The sequence below is a fragment of the Bradyrhizobium sp. BR 1433 genome (assembly GCF_051547665.1).
GTDB lineage: Bacteria > Pseudomonadota > Alphaproteobacteria > Rhizobiales > Xanthobacteraceae > Bradyrhizobium > Bradyrhizobium australafricanum.
Genome location: NZ_JBPUGG010000001.1, coordinates 7,631,697 through 7,658,654 on the forward strand (window position 1 = coordinate 7,631,697; position 26,958 = coordinate 7,658,654).

Annotated in this window: 21 protein-coding genes and 3 pseudogenes; 11 read left to right on the forward strand and 13 right to left on the reverse strand. The window is 65.5% G+C overall.

The annotated features are described in order from the left end of the window. The first annotated feature begins 70 nt into the window (after nt 1–70). From ACSKB9_RS36775 to ACSKB9_RS36790, 4 genes and pseudogenes are all read left to right on the forward strand, one after another. Nucleotides 71–1,959: pseudogene (locus tag ACSKB9_RS36775) on the forward strand (ABC transporter permease). Next, complete coding sequence (locus ACSKB9_RS36780) at nt 1,956–2,747, forward strand: ABC transporter ATP-binding protein (protein ID WP_016842451.1); 792 nt, start codon at nt 1,956–1,958, stop codon at nt 2,745–2,747. Before ACSKB9_RS36775 ends, ACSKB9_RS36780 begins: the two are co-directional and overlap by 4 nt. Next, complete coding sequence (locus ACSKB9_RS36785; protein WP_431016792.1) at nt 2,744–3,448, forward strand: ABC transporter ATP-binding protein; 705 nt, start codon at nt 2,744–2,746, stop codon at nt 3,446–3,448. The genes ACSKB9_RS36780 and ACSKB9_RS36785 overlap by 4 nt, the downstream gene beginning before the upstream one ends. Nucleotides 3,449–3,462: 14 nt before the next feature. After that, nucleotides 3,463–3,918: a MarR family winged helix-turn-helix transcriptional regulator gene (locus ACSKB9_RS36790; RefSeq protein WP_229192287.1), complete on the forward strand. Its 456-nt coding sequence runs from the start codon at nt 3,463–3,465 to the stop codon at nt 3,916–3,918. Between the two features lie 191 nt (nt 3,919–4,109). Here ACSKB9_RS36790 and ACSKB9_RS36795 read toward each other — a convergent pair whose 3' ends face one another. From ACSKB9_RS36795 to ACSKB9_RS36805, 3 genes are all read right to left on the reverse strand, one after another. Then, a complete protein-coding gene (locus tag ACSKB9_RS36795) occupies nt 4,110–4,778 on the reverse strand; it encodes a hypothetical protein (protein ID WP_438079313.1) in 669 nt (222 codons plus the stop codon). Between the two features lie 98 nt (nt 4,779–4,876). Further along, the gene (locus ACSKB9_RS36800) at nt 4,877–6,277 is read right to left on the reverse strand and encodes a selenium-binding protein SBP56-related protein (protein ID WP_438079315.1); all 1,401 of its coding nucleotides are present in this window, start codon (nt 6,275–6,277) and stop codon (nt 4,877–4,879) included. Between the two features lie 384 nt (nt 6,278–6,661). Further along, nucleotides 6,662–7,858, reverse strand: coding sequence for an amidohydrolase family protein (locus ACSKB9_RS36805; protein ID WP_438079317.1), 1,197 nt, complete (start codon nt 7,856–7,858; stop codon nt 6,662–6,664). A gap of 146 nt (nt 7,859–8,004) precedes the next feature. On the opposite strand from ACSKB9_RS36805, the gene ACSKB9_RS36810 reads away from it, so the two are divergent. After that, on the forward strand, nt 8,005–8,778 hold the full coding sequence (locus tag ACSKB9_RS36810; protein ID WP_438079319.1) for a ferredoxin--NADP reductase: 774 nt from the start codon (nt 8,005–8,007) through the stop codon (nt 8,776–8,778). 127 nt (nt 8,779–8,905) lie between these two features. Here the strand turns inward: ACSKB9_RS36810 and soxA are convergent. The 9 genes and pseudogenes from soxA to ACSKB9_RS36855 form a co-directional block, all read right to left on the reverse strand. Next, nucleotides 8,906–9,678: pseudogene (soxA, locus tag ACSKB9_RS36815) on the reverse strand (sulfur oxidation c-type cytochrome SoxA). Next, the gene (gene soxZ / locus ACSKB9_RS36820; RefSeq protein ID WP_438079321.1) at nt 9,675–9,995 is read right to left on the reverse strand and encodes a thiosulfate oxidation carrier complex protein SoxZ; all 321 of its coding nucleotides are present in this window, start codon (nt 9,993–9,995) and stop codon (nt 9,675–9,677) included. Before soxZ ends, soxA begins: the two are co-directional and overlap by 4 nt. Then, on the reverse strand, nt 9,995–10,459 hold the full coding sequence (locus tag ACSKB9_RS36825; RefSeq protein WP_438079323.1) for a SoxY-related AACIE arm protein: 465 nt from the start codon (nt 10,457–10,459) through the stop codon (nt 9,995–9,997). Before ACSKB9_RS36825 ends, soxZ begins: the two co-directional genes overlap by 1 nt. A 13-nt stretch (nt 10,460–10,472) precedes the next feature. Next, nucleotides 10,473–10,901 (reverse strand): sulfur oxidation c-type cytochrome SoxX, encoded by a 429-nt coding sequence (gene soxX / locus ACSKB9_RS36830; RefSeq protein WP_438080560.1) that lies wholly within the window; start codon nt 10,899–10,901, stop codon nt 10,473–10,475. Nucleotides 10,902–10,914: 13 nt separating this feature from the next. Then, on the reverse strand, nt 10,915–12,186 hold the full coding sequence (locus tag ACSKB9_RS36835; protein ID WP_438079325.1) for an FAD-dependent oxidoreductase: 1,272 nt from the start codon (nt 12,184–12,186) through the stop codon (nt 10,915–10,917). Between the two features lie 56 nt (nt 12,187–12,242). Further along, nucleotides 12,243–14,429: a molybdopterin cofactor-binding domain-containing protein gene (locus ACSKB9_RS36840; RefSeq protein WP_438079327.1), complete on the reverse strand. Its 2,187-nt coding sequence runs from the start codon at nt 14,427–14,429 to the stop codon at nt 12,243–12,245. A 10-nt stretch (nt 14,430–14,439) separates the two neighbouring features. Beyond that, entirely contained in the window at nt 14,440–14,889 is a 450-nt protein-coding gene (locus tag ACSKB9_RS36845; RefSeq protein WP_016846497.1) for a (2Fe-2S)-binding protein, read from the reverse strand. 153 nt (nt 14,890–15,042) lie between these two features. Next, nucleotides 15,043–16,440, reverse strand: a complete 1,398-nt coding sequence (locus tag ACSKB9_RS36850; protein ID WP_438079329.1) for an MFS transporter — start codon at nt 16,438–16,440, stop codon at nt 15,043–15,045. 523 nt (nt 16,441–16,963) lie between these two features. Further along, a pseudogene (locus ACSKB9_RS36855) lies at nt 16,964–17,173 on the reverse strand (helix-turn-helix domain-containing protein); the annotation flags it as partial. 97 nt (nt 17,174–17,270) lie between these two features. Between ACSKB9_RS36855 and ACSKB9_RS36860 the strand changes: the two are divergent. The 4 genes from ACSKB9_RS36860 to ACSKB9_RS36875 all read left to right on the forward strand — a co-directional run bounded on the left by ACSKB9_RS36860 (nt 17,271) and on the right by ACSKB9_RS36875 (nt 22,135). Continuing rightward, entirely contained in the window at nt 17,271–17,603 is a 333-nt protein-coding gene (locus ACSKB9_RS36860) for a darcynin family protein (RefSeq protein ID WP_438079331.1), read from the forward strand. 588 nt (nt 17,604–18,191) lie between these two features. Further along, nucleotides 18,192–19,967 (forward strand): ABC transporter permease, encoded by a 1,776-nt coding sequence (locus tag ACSKB9_RS36865; RefSeq protein ID WP_246786855.1) that lies wholly within the window; start codon nt 18,192–18,194, stop codon nt 19,965–19,967. Between the two features lie 23 nt (nt 19,968–19,990). Next, a complete protein-coding gene (locus tag ACSKB9_RS36870; RefSeq protein WP_438079334.1) occupies nt 19,991–21,016 on the forward strand; it encodes an ABC transporter substrate-binding protein in 1,026 nt (341 codons plus the stop codon). A gap of 15 nt (nt 21,017–21,031) precedes the next feature. Then, nucleotides 21,032–22,135 carry an ABC transporter ATP-binding protein gene (locus ACSKB9_RS36875; RefSeq protein ID WP_438079336.1) on the forward strand — a complete coding sequence of 368 codons (1,104 nt, stop codon included), beginning with the start codon at nt 21,032–21,034 and terminating at the stop codon, nt 22,133–22,135. A 56-nt stretch (nt 22,136–22,191) separates the two neighbouring features. Here ACSKB9_RS36875 and ACSKB9_RS36880 read toward each other — a convergent pair whose 3' ends face one another. Beyond that, a complete protein-coding gene (locus ACSKB9_RS36880; protein WP_057017541.1) occupies nt 22,192–22,980 on the reverse strand; it encodes an IclR family transcriptional regulator in 789 nt (262 codons plus the stop codon). A 123-nt stretch (nt 22,981–23,103) separates the two neighbouring features. Between ACSKB9_RS36880 and ACSKB9_RS36885 the strand changes: the two genes are divergently transcribed. Both ACSKB9_RS36885 and ACSKB9_RS36890 read left to right on the forward strand, forming a co-directional pair. After that, nucleotides 23,104–24,924: a flavin-containing monooxygenase gene (locus tag ACSKB9_RS36885; protein WP_438079338.1), complete on the forward strand. Its 1,821-nt coding sequence runs from the start codon at nt 23,104–23,106 to the stop codon at nt 24,922–24,924. A gap of 49 nt (nt 24,925–24,973) precedes the next feature. Next, the gene (locus ACSKB9_RS36890; RefSeq protein ID WP_438079340.1) at nt 24,974–26,917 is read left to right on the forward strand and encodes an alkyl/aryl-sulfatase; all 1,944 of its coding nucleotides are present in this window, start codon (nt 24,974–24,976) and stop codon (nt 26,915–26,917) included. Nucleotides 26,918–26,958: the final 41 nt, after the last annotated feature.

Sequence of the window (26,958 nt, forward strand, 5' to 3'; positions counted from 1 at the left end):
GCTGGCGCTTGAGTTCGACCTCTCCCCGCAGGCGGGGCGAGGTGAACGGAAACTCCAACGCGGACCGCCCATGGCTTTCTACGTCGTCCAGTTCCTGACCGGTCTTGCCAGCGCGGCGTCGCTGTTCCTGGTCGCTTCGGGTCTGTCGATCATCTTCGGCGTGACGCGGATCGTGAATTTCGCGCATGGCGCGTTCTATATGCTCGGCGCCTATGTCGCCTTTACCCTGACCGAGCGCTTTTCCGGCGCGCTCGGCTTCTGGGGCAGCATCGTCGTTGCGGCGCTGGCCGTTGCTGCGATCGGCGTGCTGGTTGAGATGGTGCTGCTGCGCCGAATCTATCATTCGCCAGAGCTGTTCCAGTTGCTCGCGACCTTCGGCCTGACGCTGATGGTCGAGGACCTCGTGGTGCTGATCTGGGGCCCGGACGATCTGGTCGGCCGCCGCGCGCCCGGCTTCAAGGGCGCGATCGATTTCTTCGGCCAAAATATTCCAAGCTACGATCTGTTCCTGATCGTGCTCGGGCCGGTCGTGCTCGGCGTGCTCTGGCTGCTGTTCCAGCGCACCCGCTGGGGTGTGCTGGTGCGCGCGGCGACGCAGGACCGCGACATGGTGGCGGCGCTCGGCGTCAATCAGAAATGGCTGTTCACCAGCGTGTTCGCGCTCGGCGTCTTCCTTGCCGCGCTTGGCGGCGCGCTGCAGATTCCGCGTGATGCGGTCAACCACGCGATGGATTTGCGCGTCATCGTCGAGGTCTTCGTCGTGGTCGTGATCGGCGGCCTCGGCAGCATCATCGGCGCCTTCGTCGCGGCGGTGCTGGTGTCGGAGCTCAACGCCTTCGGCATCCTGATCTTCCCGAAGATCTCCATCATCCTGGTGTTCCTGGTGATGGCGGTGGTGCTGATCGTCCGTCCCTGGGGGCTGTTCGGCAAGCCGGAGGCACCGGCGCGGCGCACGCCGGGGCTGACCGTCAATCCGTGGCGGCCGCTGACGATGAACGAGCGGTTCGCCGCGATTGCCGTGCTCGTCCTCGCCGCCGCGCTGCCCTTCGTCGCCGGCAATTATTTGCTCACGGTCGGCTCGGAGATCGCAATCTTCGTGATCTTCGCGGTCAGCCTGCACTTCCTGATGTCGGTCGGCGGGCTCGCCTCGTTCGGCCACGCGGCCTATTTCGGCCTCGGCGCCTATGGCGTGGCGCTGCTCGCCAAGATGGCCGGTTTGCCGATGATCGCCTGCCTGCTGCTCGGCCCGCTGCTCGGGCTAATGGGCGCGGCCGTATTCGGCTTCTTCGCCGTGCAGCTCTCCGGCGTCTATTTCGCGATGCTGACCCTGGCTTTCGCGCAGATCGTCTGGTCGATCGCGTTCCAGTGGGTGTCGGTCACCGGCGGCGACAACGGCATCCTCGGGGTCTGGCCGGAAAAATGGGCGGCGAGCCCGTCGCATTTCTACTGGCTGTCGCTCGGCATCGCCACGCTTGCGGTGGTGATCCTCCGCATCATCGTGTTCTCACCCTTCGGCTTCGCGCTGCGCGCCACGCGCGATTCGCCGCTGCGCAGCGAAGCCATCGGTATCGACGGCAAGCGGATCCAGTGGACCGCCTTCGTGATCGCGGGCACGGTCGCCGGCCTTGCCGGTGCGCTGTTCGCCTATCTCAAGGGCAGCGTGTTCCCCGACAATATGGGTATCTCGCTGTCGGTCGATGCGCTGGTCATGGTGCTGCTCGGCGGTGTCGAGACGGTGTCGGGCGCGGTGGTCGGCGCCATCGTCTACAAGGCGCTCAACATCTGGCTGGTCAGCCAGACCGATTGGTCAAACTCGTGCTCGGCGCGTTCGTGGTGCTGATCGTGGTCGCGTTCCCCAAGGGCATCGTCGGCACGCTGGAAGCCTTCATGCATCGCCGGCGCAAATCCTCGTCGTCGGTATCGCCCTTGCTGACCTCCCGCATCGAGAGCGCCGAATGAGCATGGTTCCCACATTGCTGTCGGTCGAGGGGCTGACCAAATCCTATGGCGGCGTGCATGCCGTGCGCGGCGTCTCCTTCGAACTGCGCGCGGGCGAGATTTTGGCGCTGATCGGGCCGAACGGCGCGGGAAAAAGCACCTGCTTCGACATGCTCAACGGCCAGAACATTCCCGACAGCGGCCGCATTCGCGTGCTGGGCGCGGAGACCACGGGCAAGAAGCCGCGCGTGATCTGGCGCATGGGCGTCGGCCGTACTTTCCAGATCGCGGCGACGTTTCCAACCATGACGGTACGCGAGAACGTGCAGGTCGCGCTGGTCTCGCATGGCGGGCAGTTGTTCAATCTGTGGGCCTCGACCGCCCGCCACGCTCGAGACGAGGCCGGGCGGCTGCTCGATCTGGTCGGCATGGGCGCCTATGCGGAGCGGCCCTGCGGCGAGCTCGCCTATGGCGACGTCAAGCGGCTCGAGCTTGCGATCGCTCTCGCCAACCAGCCGAAGCTGCTCTTGATGGACGAACCGACCGCCGGCATGGCGCCGCGCGAGCGCGTCGAGCTGATGCGGCTGACGGCGCGGATCGCGCGCGAGCAATCGATCGGCGTGCTGTTCACCGAACACGACATGGACGTGGTGTTCGAGCATGCCGACCGCATCCTGGTACTGAACCGCGGCAGCCTGATTGCCGAAGGCTCGCCCGAAGAAGTCCGCGGCAACGCCCAGGTGCGCGCGATCTATCTCGGCGAGGGTCTCGTCTATGACGCCCGGCACCGCGAGGGAGCATCGGCATGAAGCTGACGGTAAAGGACCTCAACAGCTTCTACGGCCCGGCGCATATCCTGTTCGACATCGCGCTCGAGGTCGGCGAGGGCGAAGTGGTCGCCTTGCTCGGGCGCAACGGTGCCGGCAAATCGACCACGTTCCGCTCCATCGTCGGCCTGGTCCAGAACCGCTCCGGCCGCGTGATGTTCGAGGGCCGGGACGTCTCTGATCTGCCGACGCATGCGATCGTGCGCGGCGGGCTCGGCTATGTCCCGGAGGAGCGGCGCATCTTCACGGATTTGACGGTCGAGGAGAATCTCGAGGTCGGCCGGCAGCCCAAGCGGGCAGGCGCGCCGCAATGGGATCGCGAAAAACTGTTCAAGCTGTTCCCGAACCTCGGCGAGATGCGCGGCCGGCCCGGCGGGCGCATGAGCGGCGGCGAGCAGCAGATGCTGACGATCGCGCGTACGCTGATGGGCAATCCGTCGCTGGTGCTGCTCGATGAGCCCTCGGAGGGGCTGTCGCCGAAAATCGTCGAGCAGATGGTCGATGCGATCCTGGCGATGAAGAAAGAGGGCGTCAGCATCGTCGTCTCCGAGCAGAATCTGCATTTCGCACGATTGATCTCGGATCGCGCCTACATCATCGAGCGCGGCCGGATCTGCTTCGGCGGTACCATGGCGGAGCTCGATGCGCGTCCGGATATCCGCGACGCGCATCTGTCGCTGTAAGGGCGGAGTGGACAATGGCGAGGAGTGCGGCACCGAAGCGAAACGGGAAGGCGACCAGGCCGGGATACGTGCTGGACGAGCAGATCGGCTTCATCCTGCGCCAGGTGTCGCAGCGCCATGCCGTGATCTTCGCCCGAGAGATCGGCATCAATCTGACGCCGACGCAGTGGGCGGCGCTGTCGAAGCTGTCGGAGGTCGGCGCCTGCTCGCAGAACCAGCTCGGACGGCTGACCTCGATGGACGTTGCGACCATCAAGGGCGTGATCGATCGCCTGACCGCGCGCGGCCTGACCGAGACCTCGCCCGATCCCGACGACGGCCGCCGCTTGCTGGTGAGCCTGACGCGCGCCGGCCAGCAGATGGCCGACAAGGCCGCGCCCAATGCGCTCGTGATCTCCAGGGAGACGCTGGCGCCGCTCGACGCCAAGGAGCGCGAGACGCTGATCGCGCTGCTCGGCAGGCTGCGGTGACATTATCGATCCCCGTCACCCTGAGGAGCCACGCGCAGCGTGGCGTCTCGAAGGGTCGACGGCCCCGACTTCTGCCGTGGGCCGTTCACCCTTCGAGGCACGCTTGCGCGTGCACCTCAGGGTGACGGGTCGCCGCTACTACTTCGTGCGATCTCCAGCGTCTTACCTACGGGCAGCGTGCCGCGCCCGCACTACGTCGCAAGAGCAAGCACCAGCGCGACGACACCCACCAGCACGAGGCTGAGCGCCCAAACCGTGTCCAGATTGAACCAGCTCCGGGCCACGAATTTCAGGCCAAGGTAGCGGTAGACCAGCCACGCCAGGCATCCGCCGGCGGCGATCATCGCGCCGGCATGGACGACGGAGACCAGCACGGCCATCGTGAGGCTGGTGTCGATCAGGCTGTTGGCGGCCGCATGGCCTTGGTCGGCTTCAGCCTCGCGGCACAGCCCCAGATAGATCGGCACCAGCATCAGCGCCGCGCCGTGGGCGATCGCCACCGCGAACGACCACAGCGCGAGTTGCGCCGGCGGTATCCGCGCCAGGGCCCGCGGATGGCGCCGGTCGATCAGCCGATAGACACCGAACAGGATGACGAGCAGGCTGGCACCGATCCGGATCGTGCGCTGCCATTCGACGACGGTGATCAAGAGCGCGAACGGAAGGATCACCAGCAGCATCGCCAGCAAATGACCGATCGCGAGCGGGCCAAGCGCGGTCACCAGCGCACGCGAACTCCTTTGCATTAACCCCGCAGAAACCGCGAGCGGCCAGCCCATGCCCGGGTTGATCCCGTGGTAGAGGCCGCTCGCAATGACCGCCAGCCACAGCCAGGCCGGAGTCCAGTCGGCCGGGCTCACGTCAGGGCCTTTTCCGTTCCGATCGAATCGGAACGGGCTCTGGATTCTTGTTTTGACGCGTTTTCTTCACGCGAACCGGTACCCACTTCGAAAACGCTCTAGACCGACGGATAGCAGAACGAGTTGGTGGAGCAGTCACCGCCATCGAGCCGGATCTGGTGCGCCCGATAGCCGTCGGGGAAGCTGACCCAGTAGTCCTTCGCCAGTTCGAGCCCTCCGCCCGGGCTTGCCTTCGCCATCACCTCGGCGCCGGGAACGCCTTGCGGATAGAACTGGTCGTCCCAGGTCGAATAGAGCGAATTGGTCCAGTACACCCGCTTGCCGTCGCGGCTGATCTCGACCATCTGCGGCCCGCCGGCAAAAGCCTGTCCGTTCGGATGAGGCGCACGATGAACGATGCCGCCGATGCGGACCGAGCCGGCGAGCCTTGGCTTTCGCGGATCGCTGACGTCGTATTGGCGCATCTCGCCGGTGCCCCAGCAGGCGACGTAGAGAAACTTGTCATCCATCGACAAGTCGATATCGGTCACCAGCGGAGGTACGGCGCCGAAACCCTGCAACAGCGGCGGCAGCTGGTCCTTCGATGCGGGCTCGGGCGGGATCGTCACCGTCTTCTCGATGTGAAACTTGCCGCCCTCGCGCCACCAGGTCCAGATCGAACCCTCGAGGTTCGTGGTATCGACCACGACGCCAACGAAGCCGTGTTCGCGAACCGGATCGTGCGCCGGACGCACCTCAAGCGCCATCTGATGGTTGGCGCCGAGGTCGATGGTCTGGACATTGCGTCGGGCGCGCAGGTCCCAGAAATGCAGCCGATGGCCGTATTTGTTCGACAGCAGGTCTTCCGGCACGATGCCGTTCTCGAACTGTGGCGGCAGGGCCCATTCGCTGCTCACCATGTAGTCGCGCGGCAGGTTCCACCAGAAGTCATAATGCTTGGTCTGCGGGCCACGATCGATCTCCCATCGGCCGAGCACCTCGAATGTCTCGCAGTCCATGATGAAGATGCCGGGCGGCCCGTCGGTGCCGTCCTTGCCGCTCCCGCCGAGCGTGCTGACATAGATGCCTTCCGGCCCGCAGTGGATGGTGTGCGGTCGCGAGTAGCCGGTCTTCTTGAAGATTTCCCCGGGCTCGATGATCTTGTGGATCTTGGCTTGCGTCGGGTCCGGCTTGGTGTCGACGATATAGATCCGGGAGGATCGCATGCCGGGGATGATGAGATAGCGACGCTCGAGGAAGGCGTGTCCGGCCAGCGGGGACAGCGCCGACGAGCAGGCGTTCCAGCCGAAATGGTGGAACTCGTCGCCCTTGTTGGGCATCGTCACCGTGTGGACGATCTTGCTGTAGGTCGGAGAGCCGGGCTTGACGTCGATCACCGCGAGCGCGTCCGGCTTTGAAAAATCCGGACTGAGCAGCACGGTGTAGGCAAAGCTCTCGGCCGGCGCTTCCATCGCGAGCTTCGGCGACGCGTGGAACGTAGGATCTGGCCTCATCGTCATCGGCTGCCTCCTGATTGCCTGGTGTAGATCAACACGGCATGGCGGCACGCAGCAGCAAGAACTATTCCGGATCGAAAAATGCCTCTTGCGAGTGCCGCCGGCTAAGGTTCGCTTGCGGTGAGAATACACCGCAATGGTGACAGGTGAAAACAAGGTTCGGTTACGCAGGCGGCGCGGCAAAGCCGCGCGCCGCCGGGCGCGCGATCTGGCAGCCCGCTCAAGGGGTTGAGCAACCGATCCAGCACGTCAGCCTGGGAGCAAGTGAATGTATGACTGACGAGTGGCACCAAACGCTCAGCGCCGTCCCGGCCTTCGCCGGGGCGACAACGGATATGTTGCACCGCTGTTCACCCCGTCACCTCCGCGCAACGGCTTTGGTGCACGTCACTTCGCCACCACCTCCGGCACCTTGCCCGCGGGCGGCGTGTTGCGGCTGCGCTGGGTGCGGACGATGCCGTCGATGATGGTCATGCCGATGCCCGGGAGATCGCCGAGCTGAACGCTCTCCAGGATGTTCTTGCCCGGCGAATGCTGTGCCTTGTCCATCAGCACGAAATCGGCCGAGCGGCCGACCTCGATCAGGCCGCAATCGAGCTCGCGCATCCGCGCGGTGTTGCCGGTCGCCAGACAGAACGCCAGCTCGGCCGGGAGCTCGCCGAGCGAGGACAGCAGCGAGACCATCCGCAAGATGCCGAGCGGCTGCACGCCGGAGCCGGCGGGCGCGTCGGTGCCGAGGATGACGCGGTGCAAATCGCCCATCTCGCGCGCGGTGCGCAGCGTGAACAGCGCCGAGCGCTCATTGCCGTTATGCACCAGCTCGAGCCCGCGCTTGCAGCCCTCGCAGATGCAGCGGATCTGGTCGTCGGGCAGGGCGGTGTGGCCGCCATTGATATGGCCGACCACGTCGGTGTCGGCCTCCAGCACCACGTCCTTGTCGATCAGGCCGGAGCCCGGGATCGACGGGCCGCCGGTGTGGATCGTGCTCTGAATGCCGTATTTGCGCGCCCAGCCGACCATCTTGCGCGCGGTCGGTCCGTCCTTGACGCCGCCGAGCCCGACCTCGCCGAGCAGCTTGACGCCGGCGGCGGCCATCTCCTTGAAGTCGTTCTCCACCATCTCGCATTCGATCACGGGCGCGCCGGCATGCACCTTCACGCCGCCCGGACGCAGCGTCCAGAACGCGCGTTGCGCGAAGATCGCCATCGCCTTCAGCCCGACGACGTCGCGCGGCCGCCCGGGCATGTGCACTTCGCCGGCGGAGATCATGGTGGTGACGCCGCCATGCAGATAGCTGTCGATCCAGTTGATCTGGTTCTGCCGCGGCGTCCAGTCGCCGGCGACGGGGTGGACGTGGCTGTCGATCAGGCCGGGCGCGACCGTCGTGCCATTGGCATCGACGATGGTGGTGGCGCCTTCGGTGTCGACGTCCTTGAGGCGGCCGATCGCAGTGATCTTGCCGTTCTCGGCGACGATGGTGTCGGCATCCAGGATCGGCTTTTCCAGGGCCCCCGACAGCAACAGCCCGATATTGCGGATCACCAGCTTGCTCGGACCGGTCGCCTGGGGTGCATCGTGCGCCATGGTTTTTCCTTTAGGTTCAACGCCTTCGCCGGCCATTGTGCCCGTGGCTTGACGGCCGGATCAAGCTGGATTATTCATTTGTATACGAACGATCGTGTACAAATGATTTTGCCGCCAATCCGGCCCGCGCGTCAAGGAAACTGACGATGAGCAATTTCAACCAGGAAAGCGTCCTCAGCGTTCACCACTGGACCGACACGCTGTTCTCCTTCAAGACCACGCGCAACCCGTCGTTCCGCTTCCGCAACGGCGAGTTCACCATGATCGGGCTCAAGATCGGCGAGAAGCCGCTGCTGCGGGCCTACAGCGTCGCCAGCGCGAATTACGAGGACACGCTGGAGTTCTTCTCGATCAAGGTTCCGGACGGCCCGCTGACCTCGCGCCTCCAGCACCTGAAGGAAGGCGACGAGATCATCGTCAGCCGCAAGGCGACCGGCACGCTGGTCATCGACAACCTCGAGGATGGTCGCAACCTCTATCTGGTCGGCACCGGCACCGGCCTCGCGCCGTTCCTCAGCGTGATCAAGGATCCCGAGACCTATGACCGGTTCGAGAAGGTCGTGCTGCTGCACGGCTGCCGCCGCGTCAAGGAGCTCGCCTATGGCGAGATGATCACCGAGAAGCTGCCGCAGGACGAACTGATCGGCGAATTGGTGCGCGACCAGCTGATGTACTACCCGACCGTGACGCGCGATCCGTTCCGCAACCGCGGCCGCATCACCGACCTCATCACCTCGGGCAAGCTGTTCACCGACATCGGCCTGCCGGCGCTCGATGCCGCCCATGACCGCGTCATGATCTGCGGTTCGCCCGCGCTGGTCGCCGACACCCGCACGCTGCTGAATGGCCGCGGCTTCGTCGAGGGTAATCACGGCGAGCCCGCGCAATTCGTGGTCGAGAAGGCGTTCGCCGAGCGCTGACCGCTACGCAATAACTCCATCTCCTCACCCTGAGGAGCTTGCGCAGCAAGCGTCTCGAAGGGCGAGGCCCGACTGGGGCCTCATGGTTCGAGACGCGCTTTCGCGCTCCTCACCATGAGGGTTGGCGCTAGGGCCTGACCGCCGGCGTCTCGACCGGCATGCCGCGCGCCCGCGTCATCAGATAGAGCTCGAGCTCGACCAGCTCGGGCGAGCCGTAATCATAGGCCTGCGCGCGGATGCCGGTGATGCAGGCGCGCAGCCGCCGCTGCAATGATCCGAGCGCCTGCCATTCCAGCCGGTACAGCGGATAGCCGGTCGGCTGGCCTTGCGTGATCGCGCTGCCCGCGAGCTTCTTGTCCCAATTATCGTCGTGGCAGTTGGTGCAGCCGAGATTGAGCTGGCCCTGCCGTTGCATGAACAGCGCGTGGCCCTGTTCGACGAACGGCGCGAGCTCCGGATCGTCGCCGGCCGTAATCGGCATGCCGCGCGATTGCCGTGCGACATAGGCGGTCAGCGCCAGCAGCTCGCGGCTTTCATAGGCGAAAGGCGAGGCCTGCTGGTCGTTGGTGCGGCAGAGGTTGATCCGTCCCTCGAGGTCGACCGGCTTTTGCAGCGCCTTGTCGAAGGCCGGATAGTGCGCCGCGACGCCTTTCATGCTGGCGCTGGCGTCGTTGTGGCAGTCGGCGCAGGCCTTGTTTGCGGCGCCGGCCTTGCGCGTCCACAAGGCCTCGCCGTCGAGCACGGACAGCATGCCGGGATTGGCGGTGTCCTCGTCCTGCATCGCCTTGCTGTCCGCGCTCATGAAGCTGTAGCCCGAGCGGCGTTCGCCCTGGGGATCTCGGTCGCGAGCGCAGCGCCGGCCATCGCCGTCAGCAGCGCGATGCAGACCGCAATCTTCATTCGACCGTGATCGAAGCTTGGGCGGTCTCCGAAAATCCCTTGTCGCCAACCCACTCGAATTCGAACTTGCCGCTCTCGGTCACCGTCGTGAAGAAGGTGATGAACGGATTGGCCGCGATCGCGGGATAAAGGTCGGCACGGAACACCTCCTCGCCGTTGAAGCGGCAAGTGAAGCTCGTGATGATGTCGCGCGGCACCACGCTGCCCGAGGCGGTGTGGCGATAGCCGGTCTCCATGATGTGCGACATCAGCGTCTTGATCTCGATGACGCTGCCGCGCTTGGCCTTGGCTGGGACATTGATCAGGGCCGACGGCATCAGATCGCCTCCTCGGTGCAGGCAGCGAGCGTCACCACGACGTCGGCGGTTGCAGACCAGAACGTGTCGTCGGACAGCCGCGCGATGGCGGTGACCTTCTGGCTGTCGGCGAGGCGGATGCGGGTCGACACCTGGGCGCGTCCGGCGCGCGGCCCGAGATAGAAATTGCCGATGTTCGGCTGCGGATTCTTCTCGTTGAAGATGTGGATGCTCTTCACATACTCGTCCGCCGTCATCGGGCTGGTGACGCTGACCGTCATTGGCACCGTGTTGCCGTTCTCGACCAGCGGCGGAATGTCGAGCTTGACCTTGCCGGTGTGCACATCGGCCTCGCCGACGACATTGCGGATCGCGGCCGACAGCATCGCCGGCGTCGCGTCCACGGGGCGCACGATCACCAGCGCCGCGGCGCCGCCAGTCAGGCTCAGAAACGTCCGGCGTGTGGTGTGGTCCGAATTCGCCATCGATTGATTGGTCCTAGTTCCGCAGTGTCGTCAAGTAAGCCACGAGATCCTCGATCTGCTCCGCCGACAAGATCGGCTTGCCGCGCCAAGAGGTGCCGACCCGCACGAGCCCTTCGACCCGATAGTAGGACGGCATGATCGTCGCCGCGTTGAGATGCGACGCATCGACCAGGCGGAGCCGCAACTGTCCTTCGGACCAGCGGTTGCCGCTTCCGGCAAGGTTCGGCGCGAGGTCGCCCTGGAACGCTTGCTCGGGAAATGGGCCGCTGTGACAGAGGATGCAAGTGGAGGAACGCTCGACGATCAGCGCGCGGCCGCGCGCCACATCGCCCCTGGTTCCCGTCAGCGAGGCCGGAATCGCATCGCCCACGACGGTGTAGGATCGCGGCTCCTCGGCGCCGACGGGCCAGCAGGCCGCGAACAGTCCCGCGGCGAGAAGCATTGTGAGGGCGAGCCTAGCCAAAGGCATCTCCCGTGATCCTCTTGAACCAGTCGAGCGCCTGATTTGCCTCGCGCTGGCGCACCTCGTGCGGCGCATCGACCGGGCTCGTGGTGATCTCCGCCTCGGCGTACTGATCTTCCTTCGGCTGATAGATGCCCTTCAGCGAGAAGGCGTAGCCCGGCGCGACCGTGTTGTAGCAGGCACCATCCAGCCGCGGCGTCTCCGGCGCCTTGCCGGCAAGCGCGCTCACGATCGCCGCCGCGCAGGCGCGGCCTTGCGCTGCCGCCGCGGAGGCGGATTTCGGGATGCCGCCGGCGATCGCGGCATCACCGATGACGTGGATGTTGGGCACGAGCCTTGAAGCAAAGGTGACGGGATCGATCGGGCACCAGCCGGTGTGGTCGGCTGCTCCGGCGATGTCAGCGATGCGGCCGGCCCTTTGCGGCGGGATCACATTGGCGACCGCGGCGGTGTAATTGCCGAAGTCGGTGACGATCTCGTTGGTCGCCGGATCGACCGACGTCACCCGTCCGCCCTGCGACAGCGCGATCCGTTCGATCATGCCGGGATAGAGCTCCGTCCAGGCCTTCTCGAACAGCTTCTGCTGCGAGTAATTGTCCTTGGCGTCGAGCACCAGGATCTTCGAGCGCGGCTTGTTCGTCTTCAGATAATGCGCGATCAGGCTGGCGCGCTCGTAAGGGGCGGGCGGACAGCGCAGCGGCGCAGCCGGCACCGCGATCACGACGAGGCCGCCATCGTCCATGGCTTCAAGCTGCTTGCGCAGCAGCATGGTTTGCTCGCCGGCCTTCCAGGCGTGCGGCATCTTCTCGGCCGCTGCCTCGTCATAGCCGGAGAGGGCGTCGAAGCGCATGTCGATGCCGGGGGCCAGCACCAGCCGGTCATAGGACAGCGTTGTCCCATCAGCGAGCGCGATGCTGCGCGCCTGCGCGTCGACCTTCGTCGCCGCCTGTGCGGCAATCGTGATGCCGTCGGCCGCAACCTTGTCATAGGTGAATTGCTGCGCGGCAAGCTCGCGCAGACCTGCGATCACCTCGTTGCTGAACGGGCAGGCGGTGAAAGTTTTGTTCGGCTCGATCAACGTGACCTGAAGCTTGGTGTCGAGCCGCCGCAGCGCCCGCGCGCAGGCCGCGCCGCCGAAGCCGCCGCCGATCACCGCGATGCGCGGCGCCGCCTGCGCCAACGCCGGACGCGCCAAGGCGGCCGCTGCGACGGCAGCGGCGCCACGGATCACATCCCTGCGCGTGTGATGACGCGTGACGGCCATGCACGAGAATCCGAAAAAGGAAGCGGCGGCCGGTCGGGCCGCCGCTTCCGGTTTGATCAGGCGAAGCTGATGTTCTGGTTGCGCAGCGGGAAGCTGCGGATGCGCTTTCCCGTCGCGGCGAAATAGGCGTTCAGCACCGCCGGCGCCGCAACGCCGATGGTCGGCTCGCCGACGCCGCCCCAGAATCCGCCGCTCGGCACCATCACCGATTCCACCTTCGGCATCTCGTTGATGCGCATCGAGTTGTAGGTGTCGAAATTGGTCTGCTCGATGCGGCCGTCCTTCACGGTGCAGCCGCCGTAGAACAGCGCGCTGAGGCCGTAGACGAAGGAGCCCGCGATCTGCCGCTCGACTTGCGCCGGGTTGACGACATAGCCGGGATCGGTGGAGGCGACGATGCGATGCACCTTGATCTTGCTGCCGTCGGTCACCGAGATCTCGGCGGCGCCGGCAACATAGCTGCCATAGCCCATTACCTGCGCGATGCCGCGATAGACGCCCTGCGGCGCCGGCGTGCCCCAGCCGATCTTCTCGGCCACGGCGTTGAGCACGGCGAGATGCTTGGGGTGCTTGCCCATCAGCTTGCGGCGGAATTCGAGCGGGTCCTGCCCGACCGCCAGCGCCAGCTCGTCCATGAAGCATTCCATGTAGATCGCGTTGTGATTGACGTTGACGCCGCGCCAGAAGCCCGGTGGAACGTGCGGGTTGCGCATCGAATGCTCGACCAGCAGGTTAGGCACCGAATAGCCGATCGCGGCCTCGCCGGCTTGCGCGACGCCCTGGAACGCGGCGGGGTCCATGCCGTTCTGCAGCGCTTCCGGGCGCACCGAGAACAGGATGGATTGACCCGACAGCCGGTAGTGCAGCGCGACCAGGTTGTTGTCGGCATCGAACGCACCGGTCAGCTTGCACTGCGTGATCGGGTGATACTTGCCGTGCTGCATGTCCTCTTCGCGCGACCACAGCAGCTTGATCGGCGTGCCCGGCATCTGCTTGGCGATCGCCACCGCCTGCCGCACATAGTCGGTCATGCCGCGCCGGCCGAAGCCGCCGCCGAGCATCAGCTTGTGCACGTCGACCTTCTCCGCCGGCAGGCCGGAGGCCTCGAGCGCCGCGGCGAAGGCCGCCTCGCCATTCTGCGTGCCGCACCACACCTCGCATTTGTCAGGCGTATAGAGCACGGTGGCGTTCATCGGCTCCATCGTGGCGTGGTTCTGGTAGGGATAGCTGTAGACCGCCTCGACCTTCTTGGCAGCGCTGGCGATCGCCGCCTTGGCGTCGCCGTTCTGGTTGCCGACATAGGCCGGCTGCGCATTGTCGAGGCCTTCGGCGAGCCATGTCGCGATCGTCTCGCTGGAGACCTTGGCGTTGGGGCCTTCGTCCCAGACGATCGGCAGCGCATCCAGCGCGGTCTTGGCGTGCCACCAGGTGTCGGCGACGACGGCAACCGCGCTGTCGCCGACCTGCACCACCTTCTTGACGCCTTTCATGCCGGCGACCTTGGCCTCGTCAAAGCTCTTCACCTTGCCGCCGAACACCGGGCAATCCTTGATCGCGGCGTTCGACATGCCCGGCAGCTTGACGTCGATGCCGTAGACCATCTTGCCGGTGGTCTTGTCGACGGTGTCGAGCCGCTTCAGGCCCTTGCCGGCGATGGTCCAGTCCTTCGGGTCCTTCAGCTTGACGTTGGCCGGCGGCTCGAGCTTGGCCGCGGCTTCCGCGACTTTGCCGTAGGTCGTCGTCTTGCCCGAGGGCGTGTGGGTGATGACTCCGTTAGAGACCTTGCACTCCGAGGCCGGCACCTTCCACTCGTTGGCTGCCGCCTGGATCAGCATCACGCGCGCGGTGGCGCCGCCCTTGCGGACATAGTCCTGCGAGGTGCGGATGCCGCGGCTGCCACCGGTCGAGAAGTCGCCCCAGGCGCGCTTGCGGGCGACGCTCTGGCCGGGCGTCGGATATTCTGTCGTGACCTTCGACCAGTCGCATTCCAGTTCTTCGGCGACGAGCTGGGCGAGGCCGGTGAGCGTGCCCTGGCCCATTTCGGAGCGGGCGATGCGGATCACCACGGTGTCGTCGGGCCGGATCACGACCCAGGCGTCGACCTCGGGCGCGCCGTCGGCCGCGCGCACCACGGCGGGGCCGCCGAACGGCAGGTCGAGGCCGAGCGCGAGGCCGGCGCCGGCGGTTGCGGTGCCGATCACAAAGGCGCGGCGATTCAGTTTTGGCATGACGTGCTGGTTCATCGCTGCGTCCTTATGCGTTCGCGGCAGCATGGATCGCCTCGCGCACCTGCTGGAAGGTGCCGCAGCGGCAGATATTGGTGATGGCGTCGTTGATGTCGTCGTCGGTCGGCTTCGGATTGTCCTTCAAGAGCGCCGCGACGGCCATGATCATGCCGCTCTGGCAATAGCCGCATTGCGGCACGTCGCTGGCGATCCAGGCGAGCTGCACCTTGTGCATCACGCCGCCCGCCGCGAGACCCTCGATCGTGGTGATTTCCTTGCCGGCCGCTTCGCTCACCGTGACGCCGCAGGAGCGCATCGCGACGCCGTCGATATGCACGGTGCAGGCGCCGCATTGGGCGATGCCGCAGCCGTATTTGGTGCCCGTCAGTCCGACGTTCTCTCTGATTGCCCACAACAGTGGCGTATCGTCCTCGACGTCTACAGTGATTGTCTTGCCGTTAATTTTGAGGTTTGCCATCGCGATCCCCTGAATGGTCCGATCCTCCGACCGGACTGCAGTGCGATGTTGGCCTTGAAACTGGAACGGTTCGAATCAAGAAAATGCGCTCGCAGCGCGAAAGAAAGTTGATGCTGTGGTGTTTGGCCGCGGACTGTGCGCGCCGCATACCTGTCATGACTTTTGCGGTGAAGCGACCGCCAAACGCAGGAAGCTCATGACGCTGCCGAGCGCGGCAAATCCGGCACCCAGCGCCAGCGCCACGGTGGCGCCCTCGCGGTCGGCCAGCGCGAAGCAGAGCGCGGCGAGGGCGGCGCCGGTGGTCTGCCCGGTCAGCCGCGCGGTCGCGACGATGCCGCTGGCGCTGCCGCTGCGATGCGACGGCGCGCTCGACATGATCGCCTTCATGTTGGGAGTCTGGAAGAAGCCGAAGCCGATGCCGCAGATCATCGTGCGCCAGACGATGTTGGCGACGCTGGGCTCGGCCGGCAGGGTCGCGAGCAGCACCATGCCGAGTCCGAGCAGCAGCATGCCGATGCCGCCGAGAATGCCGGCCGGATAGCGGTCCGACAGCCGGCCGCCGATCGGCGCCATGAAGGCGACCACCAGCGGCCAGGGCGTCATGAAGAAGCCGGTCTCGACCTGCGAGCGGTGCAATATGTCCTCGAAGTAGAACGGCAGCGACACGAAGGCGAGGCCCTGCACAGCGAACGAGCAGACGGCGGTCGCGGCGGACAGCGCGAAGATCGGCCGCCGGAACAGGTCGATCGGCAGCATCGGCGCCGGATGGTTGGCATGCCGCCGGGTCAGGATCCATCCGAACAGGACGGCGCCGACAAGCTCGGCGATGACAAGCGCCGGCGCGGCCTTGTGCGCGGCGCTGCCGATGCCGATGATGAAGAGGCCGAGACAGGCGCAGGCCAGCGCCGCGCCGGCGAAATCGAAGGCGTGGGTGGCGCGCGGCGTCGTCGGCAGCGTCTTCATGCCGATCAGCAACGCGACGCCGCCGAACGGAATATTGACGGCGAACAGCCAGGGCCATGGGCCGAGCGCGAGGATTCCGGAGGCGATGGTCGGCCCCAGCGTGAAGGCGGTCGCGACCACGAGCGCATTGTGGCCGAAGCCGCGGCCGTGCATCCGGCTCGGATAGACGAAGCGCACCAGCGCTGTGTTGACGCTCATCAGGCCGCTGGCGCCGAGCCCCTGCAAGGTGCGCGCAACCAGCAGACTCGGCAGCGACCACGCCAGGGCACAGCCGAGTGACGCCAATGTGAACAGCAGAAGGCCGCCGAGATCAATTCGCTGGTGGCCGACGATATCGCCGAGCGCGCCGAGCGGCAGCAGCGTCGCGACCAGCGCGATCTGATAGACGTTGACGACCCAGACCACTTCCGCAGGGCTGACATGCAGATCGCTCGCGATCGCCGGCAGCGCGATATTGGCGATCGCGGTATCGAGCGAGGCCATCGCCAGCGCCGTGAAGATCGCGGCCACCGCCCAGCGGCGGGTCTCCCAAGGCAAACCATCGGTGATCGGTGCCGCAGCCGCGGTGGTCGGGGTCTTCTCGAGCATGCCTGAAAATGTCTCCGGGGCCGCCATGTACTACGCCGGCATCCCGTTCCCCAGCCGCGCCATTGCATGATGCGTATGCGAAGCGGCCTTGCCGGAAGCCTCGAGAGTCCGGCCGCGGACCGAACAGATATCCCTCGATCGCGCGCAGGACACGACGGCCGGCCGTGGCTTGCGAGAGGTTGCTTTGAAGCGCATGGTCGACCATGGCGCGGCTGATCACGATCAGATCCTCGACGGCGTCATCGTCGACTGGCCTTGCGATCTCACGACGATGCCGGGCCAGCAGGGCAGCGACCAGTTCCTTCAATTCGCCGGCCGCTGACGTGCCCGATGACGCCGGGCGCAGGCGATCCTCCTCGGCCTCCAGAATGCGATTGAGCCGGGCCCGCTCGGCATGCGCCTCGAGCTGGGCCCGAACGATCAGGTTGAGCGATACCGTCAGGCTCTTGCCCTCGGATGCCGCGACCGCATCCCGCACTTTCGCCAGCAGCGCGTCCTCGAACCTCGTGATCAAAGCCAGCGTCAGCGCGTCCTTGTTCGGGAAGTACTGGTACACCGAGCCGACGCTGATCCCGCCGCGCTCGGCGACCGCATTGGTGTTGTAGCCCTCGAGCCCACGCGCCTCCAGAACGCGAGCCGCCGCTTCCAGAATCACCGCCACGGTTTCCCGCGAACGCTGCTGAAGCGGCTGTTTGCGGGACTTTGTGCGCCGCTTCGCCGGCATGGCGGGCATCTCCCAAAACGCGAGTTGTGGAATATGAGCAATTGCTCACATTATGGCCGTGAAAGGAGAACCGATCAATGGTGACACTGCAAACGACCTCGTCCCCGTGCTTCCCGAGCACGAGGACGATCCGCACAGGTTTCATATCTTCGTCATGGTCAAGACCACGCGGCACTGGCTCGATCTGAAGACCGACCAGCGCCTCGCCTTCCTGCACGAGGAGGTCATTCCCTTGCTCCGGCGCCGTCCGGAGCTGAAGGTGCGCTGGTTCGAGCCGGAGGCCTTCTCGACCAGGGCGACCGACGTCATGATCTGCGAGACCGATGACCTCTCGGCCTGGGCGTGGTTCTGCAACCACCTGCGCGAGACGAGGTTCTGGGACCACTATTTCGAAGTGCTCGACATCATGCCGGCGCTCGAAGGCAATTACCTTGCCTAGGATGCCGACGCCGGCCCGGATCGTTCCGGGCCGGCGTCCCGGCAGCCTGTGGCGACGCAACTGCGTCCCATCCACATCTGTCATCGCCCGGCTCGATGTTCAGCCCGGACAGATCACTGACGGGTGTTCGGAGACATAGCCGACACATCAACATTGGAACATTCGGCTGGATTGGTCCAATTCGGGAGGCCGTCCATGCCTTGGAGTGAGGTGTCAGTGATGGATCACCCGCTTTCGCTTGCGCGGGTGATGACACCGAGTGGCTGTTTTGACATCTCGAATTCCGCCCCACCCGCATCGTCGTCCCAGCGCAGGCCGGGACCCATAACCACCGATGCTGCTTATCGGGCGTGTTGGAACGCCAAGTCCCGTTCAAGACATCCGCCGCGGAGTATGGCTCCCGGCCTTCGCCGGGACGACGGCGGTGGATGCAGCGTGCGAGCGCGATCAATCGATTTCGTGTTCCCATGGTGCGTCACAGAAACGCGCCGAAGCGACTTTCGGATAGCTTGCGTCACAGTCGCGATCGACTACCCTTGGTATACAAGCAGGCCCGGCGTCAGATCGGGCCGCAAGAGGGAACGCGCATTGCACGGACAGGCCGACCGGCGCAGCGAAGCCATGCGAAGCGCCAGCGAGGGAACTCGCCGCCGCGCGTTCACCGGACTCTGGGTCGCGGCATTGCTGGCGATCCTGACCTTCCTGGTCATCTATCCCGTCTTCATGCTGCTGCTCGGCGCGCTCACCGACACCAATCCGGTGGTCGACGGCATCCGTCTCAGCCTGAGCCATTTGTCGATCGCCAATTTCCTCGCCGTGCTGGCCAATCCGAACGTCGCCGAAGCGCTGCTCAACACGCTGATTGCCTGCGGCGGCGGCACGGTGATCGCGGTCGCGATCGGGCTCCTGTTCTCCTGGATCGTGGTGCGCACCAACACGCCGTTCAAGGGCTTCATCGCCGCGGCGAGCATCCTGCCGCTGTTCGCGCCGCCGCTGGTCGCGGGGGTGGCCTGGGCCATTCTCGGTTCGCCGAAGACCGGCTTGATCAACACGATGTTCAAGTGGATGGGCTCCGACCTGCGCGTCGATCTCTATTCGATGTGGGGCCTGGTGTTCGTCTTCGGCATCTACTACGCGCCCTATGTCTACATGTTCACCTCGTCGGCGCTGCGCAACATGGACCCGAGCCTGGAGGAGGCCGCGGAAATCTCCGGCGCGAGCCCGGTCGCGACCCTGTTCACGGTGACGTTCCCGCTGATCATGCCGGCGATCGTCTCGGGCATGCTGCTGTCCTTCATCGTGATGCTCGGCATCTACGGCATCCCCGCCGTGCTCGGCGCGCCGACCAACCTGAACGTGCTCACCACTTACATCTTCAAGCTCACCAACTGGTCGCCGCCGCTCTACAACACCGCGGCTGCGGTCGCGATCATCCTGATGGTGGTCACGGGGCTCCTGGTCTATCTGCAGCAGAAATTGCTGAGCGGACGCAGCTATACCACCGTCGCGGGCAAGGCGTTCCGGCCGCGCAGCCTCGATCTCGGCCCATGGCGCTGGCTCACCTTCGCGATCGGGATCGTCTACCTCCTCATCGTCGTGGTGCTGCCGTCGCTGGCGCTGATCGTCGCGGCGTTCCGCAAGTTCATGTTCATCCGCGACGTCGCGAGCCTGTTCGACATGCGGCAATATTCGCTGACGCATTTCGAGAGCATCTTCGACAATCCGTTGACGATGCGCTCGATCTACAATGCGGTCGAGGTCGGCGTCATCACGGCTGTTGTCGGCGGCGGGCTCGCCTTTGCGATCGGCTACACCATTCATCGCACCCGCGTCAGCGGACGCGGCGCCATCGACCTGATCTCGACCCTGCCGGTCGCGATCCCCGGGCTGGTGGTCGGCGTCGCCTATCTCTGGGCCTGGATCGGCGTGCCGGGCGGGCTCTACGGCACGATCTGGATTCTCGCGCTGGCCTTCATTGCGCGCTTCATGCCGGACACCGTGAAGGCGCTGTCGACCTCGTTCCTGCAGATCCACCGCGAGCTCGAGGAGGCGGCCTGGGTTTGCGGCAAGGGCATGCTCGGCACCATCAGGACGATCGTGTTGCCGCTGGCGCGGCCGGGCGTGCTGGCGTCAATGACGCTGCTGTTCGTGCTGGCGATCCGCGAGCTCGGCTCGTCGCTGTTCCTTTACACCAGCAACACCATGGTGATGTCGGTGCTGCTGCTCGACTATTACGAGGGCGGCAATATCGGCAAGACCGCGGCCTTCAGCCTGGTGCAGACGGTGCTGCTCGGTGTCCTGATCGGCGGCGCCAACTGGCTGTCGCGCGGATCGGCGCAGGGCAACGTGGCGCGGACCGGATAACAACGAATAAGGGGAGGATTGCGATGGATAGACGAACCTTCACCACACTGGCCTTGGCAAGCGTGGTGACGCTTGCATTGGCGCCTGCGGCACAGGCGCAGGAGTTCGGCTCGGCGGAGTTGATCGCGGCGGCCAAGTCCGAAGGCAAGCTCGTCTACTACACCGCGAACTTCGCCGAGATCGAGCAGCAGGTCATCAAGGCCTTCAATAAGCGCTTTCCCGAGATCAAGGTCGAGATGGTCCGGGCGCCCGGCGGCCAGCTGATCACCCGCGTGAAGACTGAGGCCGCGGCCGGCAAGCTGATCGCCGACGTCGTCGACCATTCCGACCGCGCGCTGATGCAGCCGCTGGAAGACCTGTTCCAGGATTACGCGCCGCCGAACGCGGCCGATTACGATCCGCACGCGCTGATCTCGCCGAAATACTGGCCGCGCGCGACGATCGCCTGGTCGATCGCCTACAACACCGAGCTGGTGAAGGACCCGCCGAAATCCTGGATGGACCTGACCAAGCCGCGGTATGACAAATTGATCGGGCAGGTGTTCGCGCAGTCCGGCGGCACCACCTGGACGCGGATCATGTTCGAGCGCCAGGTGCTCGGCGAAGACTACTGGGCCAAGCAGGCGGCGACCCATCCGGTGCTGTATCCCTCCGGCGCGCCGACGGCCGATGCGCTGGTGCGCGGCGAGATCGCGATCGCGCCGCTGCTCTACAACGTGATCTACCAAAAGAAGAAGGACGGCGCGCCGATCGAGATCTTCTTTCCGCCCGAAGGCGCTCCGGTCAATCCCTACGCGACCGGCATTCCGAAGACGGCGGCCCATCCCAATGCAGCAAAGCTGTTCCTGAACTGGTGTCTGTCCAAGGAAGGACAGACCTTCATGATCAAGGAGCTTGGCAATCTCACATCCCTGAAGGCGCCGCCGGCATATCCGGAGGGGTTCGATCCAAAGGTGGTCAAGCTCTGGTATCCGAAGTTCGACGAGTATGTGAAGCTGCACGCGGCGTGGGTCGCGGACTGGGACAAGACGTTTGGCTACCGGCAATAGGCTGATGGTGCAGCGATGACGGCGACGCTCGAAGTCACCGATCTCAGGAAGCAGTTCTCGATCGGCCGCCCGGCCATCGACGGCGTCAGCTTTGGCGTGCCGGCCGGCGAGATCGTGGTGCTGCTGGGGCCGTCCGGCTGCGGCAAGACCACGACGCTGCGCTGCGTCGCCGGGCTCGAGCATCCGACCGGTGGCGAGATCAGCATTTCCGGGCGGGTGGTCTCCTCGCCGGCAAGCGGCATCCTCGTGCCGCCGCGTTCGCGCGATCTCGGCATGGTGTTCCAGTCCTATGCGGTGTGGCCGCATATGACGGTGCGGCAGAACGTGATCTATCCGCTGAAGCACCGCAAGATCGGGCGCACCGATGCTGCCCGCATGGTCGAGGAGGCGCTGGCGCTGGTCGGACTGTCCGACTATGCCGACCGGCCGGTGGTGGCGCTGTCGGGCGGCCAGATGCAGCGCGTCGCGCTGGCGCGCAGCATGGTGTACCGGCCGCAACTCCTCCTGCTCGACGAGCCGCTGTCGAACCTCGATGCCAAACTGCGTCTGCGGCTGCGCGACGACCTTCGCGTCATCCTCAAGCAGACCGGGATGACCGCGCTCTACGTCACCCATGACCAGGCCGAGGCGGTCGTGCTCGGCGACCGGATCGGGGTGATGCGCGACGGCAAGCTGCTGCAGATGGACACGCCCGACGTGATCTACAACCGTCCGGCCGATCTGTTCGTCGCCAATTTCACCGGCGCCACCAACGAGCTCGCGGGCACGCTCGTCACATGCAACGGCCGCTATGGGGTGGTCGATTTCGGTGACGGCCGGCAGGGGGAGGTCGCGCTGTGCCAGGCGCTCAAGCCCGACGAGAAAGTGCGGATCGCGCTGCGGCCCGAGAACATCGCGATCGGCCGGCCCGACGGCGCCAACACGTTCTCGGCAAAGGTGCTCGACCGCAGATATCAGGGCACCCAGACCGCCTACGGCATCGAGCTGTTCGGCAAACGGCTGGAAGCGATCGAGCTCGGCACCGCCGCGCGCCATCAGGTCGGCGTCGAGGCACAGGTCGCGTTGCCGCGCGAATGCCTGTGGGCCTATAGCGACAGCGGGCCGGCATCGCATGATTAGTGGCGCCGCGGCCGTCGCCGCCTCGCAATGATGTGAGCGTGCCGTCGGTTCGCCGCCTAACCTTCTTCCACCAGCGCGCGGATGCTGCGGGCTAGTCCGAGGATGCGCGGGCCGCATTCGCGCTCGATCTGCTCGGCGCTGAAGCGGAAGGAGGGAACGCCGCAATTGACCGACAAGCATTCGCCCGTCGGCGTGCGATAGAGCGGGGCGGCGACGCCGAAGATCTCGCGCCGCCATTCGCCGAGCGAGACGGCAAAGCCGCGCTCGCGGCACAATTCGATGTCGGGCAAGGTGCGCTTCTGCACGTAATCGAATTCGTCAGGGCGCTCGGCCTTGACGCGCGCGACATAGGCGCCGAGCTCGTCCTCGGTGAACAGCGACAGCAGGGCGCGCCCCACCGCGGTCGGCGCCAGCGTGCTGACAAAGCCGACGTCGGGCACGTGCGGCGCCGTATCCGTCGTGCGCAGCGTCTCGACATAGATGAAGTCGATGCCGAACGGCATCGCGATCGACACCGTGCCGCCGGCATAGGTCGCGAAGTCGCGCATCAGCGGACGTGCCAGTTGACGCACCTTCAGCGCGGACAACACAGGATAGGCGGCGGCGAGCGCACCCAGCCCGAGCACGAAGCGGCCCTTGGTGTCGCGCCTGAGATAACCGAGCTGCTCGAGCGTGTAGGTCAGCCGCGACACCGTCGGCCGCGACAGGCCGGTATGCAACGCGAGTTCGGCGTTCGACAGCGAGCCGGGATGACGGCGAAACGCCGCCAGTACATCGAGCCCATGGGCCAGGGTGGTCGCAAAGGACGGATCCGCCTGAGTCTCGGCAGGGGAAGATGCTATCATACGGAATATTGGTCGCAGATGGCCTGATTTGTCAATATATCGGAATGAATTTGCAAATCGTGTCGATATCGGTTTATCTGCCGGGAATAAGGACAAGGAACCGCTGGAGCGAGGCGACTCCCGATGACGATGACCGAGCAAGCCCGAGACGCAAAGCCCGCCGCGATCGACAAGGAGAGGCTGCGCCTGAAGTATCAGGAGGAGCGCAACAAGCGGCTGCGTCCCGACGGCAATGACCAGTATCTCCAGATCAAGGGCCAGCTCGCGCATTATCTCGACGATCCCTACACGCCGGTCGTTGAGCGCGCGCCGAAGACCGATCACGTCACCTTCGCCTTTATCGGCGGCGGCTTCGCCGGGCTCGCCACCGCGGCGCGGCTGACCGAGGTCGGGATCAAGGACGTCCGCATTGTCGAGAAGGGCGGCGATTTCGGCGGCACCTGGTACTGGAACCGATATCCCGGCGCGCAATGCGATACGGCGTCGATGGTCTACATGCCGCTGCTGGAAGAGACCGGCCACATGCCGTCCGAGAAATACGCGCATGCGCCCGAGATCCTCGCGCATTGCCAGCGGATCGGCCGGCAATTCAGTCTCTACGACAACGCGCTGTTCCACACCGAGGTGACGAGCCTCGATTGGGACGCCGCGCAATCGCGCTGGATCATCCGCACCACGCGGGGCGACGCGTTTACCGCGCAATATGTCGGCATCGGCACAGGCCCGCTGCACGTGCCGAAACTGCCCGGCATACCCGGCATCGAGCGCTTCAAGGGCCACTCGTTCCACACCAGCCGCTGGGATTACGACTACACCGGCGGTGACCCCAAGGGCGCGCTGATGGACAAGCTTGCCGACAAGCGCGTTGGCATCATCGGCACCGGCGCGACCTCGGTGCAGTGCATTCCGCACCTCGCCCGCGCCTGCAAGGAGCTCTACGTATTCCAGCGCACGCCGTCGTCGGTCGATGTGCGCGGCAACGGGCCGATCGATCCCGACTGGTTTGCCGAGATCGCGACGCCGGGCTGGCAACAGCGCTGGCTGGAGAATTTCACCGCCAACCAGGCCGGCGGATCGGCCGAGGAGGATCTGGTGCAGGACGGCTGGACCGACCTGTCGAAGCGGATCCGCGCCAAGATCATGCTGCTGCCGCGCGAGCAGCGAAGCGTGGAGAACATGCGGGCCGCGTTCGAGGATTCTGACTTCGAGAAGATGGAGGAAATCCGCAACCTGGTCGACACCATCGTCCGCGATGCCGACACTGCCAGGAATCTCAAGGCCTGGTACGGCCAGCTCTGCAAGCGGCCATGCTTCCACGACGCCTATCTGCAGGCGTTCAATACGCCGGGCACCCATCTGGTCGATACCGACGGCAAGGGCGTCGAGGAGATCACCGAGAACGGAATCGTCGTTGCGGGCAAGGAGTATCAGCTCGACTGCATCATCTATGCGTCCGGCTTTGAGGTCGGTACCGAGTACAAGCGGCGCGCGGGCTTCGATCTGACCGGCCGCGACGGCATCAAGCTATCGGAGCACTGGGCCGAGGGCATGCGTACCAAGCACGGCATCCACGTGCACGGCTTCCCCAACGTGTTCTTCGTGCAGCCGACCCAGGGCGCCAATCTGATCTCCAACGTGCCGCACAACCTGACCGAAGCGGCGCGCACCATCGCGCTGATGGTCGGCCACGCGCGGGACAACGGCTTCAAGGAAATCGAAGTCAGCAAGGAAGCCGAGGATCGCTGGGTCGAGCTGCTGCTGACCGGCGTCGGCCGGATGATCGGCGGGCCGGATTGCACGCCCGGCTACTACAACAATGAGGGCCGCGAGCCGGGTCCCGCGGCCAAGCTCAATGTCGGCCATCCCTCGGGCGCGCTGGCCTACTTCAAATATATCGACGGCTGGCGCCGCAGCGGCCAGTTCGAGGGCGTGCAATTCCGCTGAGGGAAGCGCGATCGGAACCGATTTCCGCCAATCGAGGGAGTGCTTGAGTATGGCCCAGACAACCGCAAGCGAAACGCCGCACGAAGGTCCGAAGGCGGCATCCGCGCCGGTCATCGCGCAGCACGCGGCGACGCTGAAGGCGCTGCCGTTCGCCGACACCAGGGACTTCGACGACGCCGCGCGCGGCTTTCTCGGCACCATCGAGAACGCACGCGTCACCTCGGCCCAGGGCAGGGTGGTCTGGAGTCTCGAGCCCTACGGATTCCTGTCCGAGGAGAAAGCGCCCGCGACCGTCGATCCGAGCCTGTGGCGGCAGTCGCGACTCAACATGCATCACGGCCTGTTCGAGGTGGTGCCGGGTGTCTATCAGGTGCGCGGCCTCGACATCGCCAACATGACGCTGATCGAGGGCGAAAAGGGCGTCATCCTGGTCGACACGCTGACTTCGATCGAGGGCGCGCGCGCCGCGATGGAATTGTACTTCCGGCACCGCGGCAAGCGGCCGGTCGCCGCCGTCATCTTCACGCACACCCACACCGACCATTGGGGCGGCGCGCGCGGTGTGCTCGACGACGCCATGCTGGCGGCGGGCGTGCCGATCGTCGCGCCGAACTTCTTCATGGAGCACGCGGTCTCCGAGAACATCATCGCCGGGCCGGCGATGCTGCGCCGTGCGCAATACCAGTTCGGGCCGTTCCTCGCCAAGGGCGCGCGCGGGCATGTCGACTGCGGCCTCGGCAAGACCATGGCGGCAGGCGGCGTGGCGCTGCTGCGGCCGACCGATTTGATCATCGCGACCGGCGACAAGCGCGTGATCGACGGCGTCGAGTTCGAATTCCAGATGGCGCCGAACAGCGAGGCGCCGGCGGAGATGCATTTCTTCATCCCGCGCTACAAGCTCCTGAATCTTGCGGAGAACTGCACCCACAATTTCCACAATCTGCTGCCGTTCCGTGGCGCCGACGTGCGCGACGCGCTGGCCTGGTCGAAATATCTCGGCGAGGCCTTGCAGATGTGGGGCGGCAAGGCGGAGGCGATGTGCGGCCAGCATCATTGGCCGGTGTGGGGGCAGGCGCGGATCGACAGTATGATCCGCGAGCAGCGCGACCTCTACAAATACGCCCACGACCAGACCATCCGTCTGATGAACCATGGGCTCAATGCAGCCGAGATCGCCGAGACGATCCGCCTGCCGCAGAGCCTGGAGGGCGCCTGGCACGGCCGCGGCTATTACGGCCACATCAGGCACAATGTGAAGGCGATCTACCAGAAATATCTCGGTTGGTACGATGCCAATCCGGTCAACCTCGATCCGCTGCCGCCGGTCGAGGCCGGCAAGAAATATGTCGAGTATATGGGCGGCGCCGACGCGATCCTGAAACGCGCCGCGGCGGATTTTGCCAAGGGCGAATTCCGTTTCGTGGCGCAGGCCGTCAGCCATCTCGTGTTCGCCGAGCCTGATAATCAAGCCGCGCGCTCGCTCCTCGCCGACACGTTCGAGCAGCTCGGCTATGCCGCGGAAAGCTCGACCTGGCGCAACGCCTATCTGTTCGGTGCGCAGGAGCTGCGGCAGGGCATGCCGAAGACGCCGCCGCGCTCGCCGATGCCGCGCGAGACGCTGGCTGCGCTGCGCACCGAGCAGCTTTGGGACGTGCTCGGCGTCCGCCTCAACGGCCCCAAGGCCGAGGGCAAGCGCATCGTGCTGAACTGGAGCTTCACCGATACCGGCGAGACCTTCGTGCTCAATCTCGAGAATTCCGCCCTGACCTACGTTAGGGGTGCGCAGGCGGCCGATGCGCAGGCGAGCTTCACGCTAGCACGCAGCGTGCTGGACGAGGTCATCGCCAAGCTGACCACTTTCCCGGACGCCGTCGATGCCGGCAGGATCAAGACATCCGGCGAGCTGCAGCGGCTCGATGAATTGATGGCGCTGATGGACGAATTCCCGCGGATGTTCGAGATCGTCGAGCCGAAGCGGACGGCGGTGACGTAGGGCCGCACATGCAGAACAACGACCGTCACCCTGAGGAACCG

Coding starts and splice junctions, on each gene's coding strand:
- ACSKB9_RS36780 (WP_016842451.1), top strand. CDS start 1,956: ATGAGCATGGTTCCCACATTGCTGTCGGTCGAGGGGCTGACCAAATCC.
- ACSKB9_RS36785 (WP_431016792.1), top strand. CDS start 2,744: ATGAAGCTGACGGTAAAGGACCTCAACAGCTTCTACGGCCCGGCGCAT.
- ACSKB9_RS36790 (WP_229192287.1), top strand. CDS start 3,463: ATGGCGAGGAGTGCGGCACCGAAGCGAAACGGGAAGGCGACCAGGCCG.
- ACSKB9_RS36800 (WP_438079315.1), bottom strand. CDS start 6,277: ATGACGATGAGGCCAGATCCTACGTTCCACGCGTCGCCGAAGCTCGCG.
- ACSKB9_RS36805 (WP_438079317.1), bottom strand. CDS start 7,858: ATGGCGCACGATGCACCCCAGGCGACCGGTCCGAGCAAGCTGGTGATC.
- ACSKB9_RS36810 (WP_438079319.1), top strand. CDS start 8,005: ATGAGCAATTTCAACCAGGAAAGCGTCCTCAGCGTTCACCACTGGACC.
- soxZ (WP_438079321.1), bottom strand. CDS start 9,995: ATGCCGTCGGCCCTGATCAATGTCCCAGCCAAGGCCAAGCGCGGCAGC.
- ACSKB9_RS36825 (WP_438079323.1), bottom strand. CDS start 10,459: ATGGCGAATTCGGACCACACCACACGCCGGACGTTTCTGAGCCTGACT.
- soxX (WP_438080560.1), bottom strand. CDS start 10,901: ATGCTTCTCGCCGCGGGACTGTTCGCGGCCTGCTGGCCCGTCGGCGCC.
- ACSKB9_RS36835 (WP_438079325.1), bottom strand. CDS start 12,186: ATGGCCGTCACGCGTCATCACACGCGCAGGGATGTGATCCGTGGCGCC.
- ACSKB9_RS36840 (WP_438079327.1), bottom strand. CDS start 14,429: ATGAACCAGCACGTCATGCCAAAACTGAATCGCCGCGCCTTTGTGATC.
- ACSKB9_RS36845 (WP_016846497.1), bottom strand. CDS start 14,889: ATGGCAAACCTCAAAATTAACGGCAAGACAATCACTGTAGACGTCGAG.
- ACSKB9_RS36850 (WP_438079329.1), bottom strand. CDS start 16,440: ATGCTCGAGAAGACCCCGACCACCGCGGCTGCGGCACCGATCACCGAT.
- ACSKB9_RS36870 (WP_438079334.1), top strand. CDS start 19,991: ATGGATAGACGAACCTTCACCACACTGGCCTTGGCAAGCGTGGTGACG.
- ACSKB9_RS36875 (WP_438079336.1), top strand. CDS start 21,032: ATGACGGCGACGCTCGAAGTCACCGATCTCAGGAAGCAGTTCTCGATC.
- ACSKB9_RS36880 (WP_057017541.1), bottom strand. CDS start 22,980: ATGATAGCATCTTCCCCTGCCGAGACTCAGGCGGATCCGTCCTTTGCG.
- ACSKB9_RS36885 (WP_438079338.1), top strand. CDS start 23,104: ATGACGATGACCGAGCAAGCCCGAGACGCAAAGCCCGCCGCGATCGAC.
- ACSKB9_RS36890 (WP_438079340.1), top strand. CDS start 24,974: ATGGCCCAGACAACCGCAAGCGAAACGCCGCACGAAGGTCCGAAGGCG.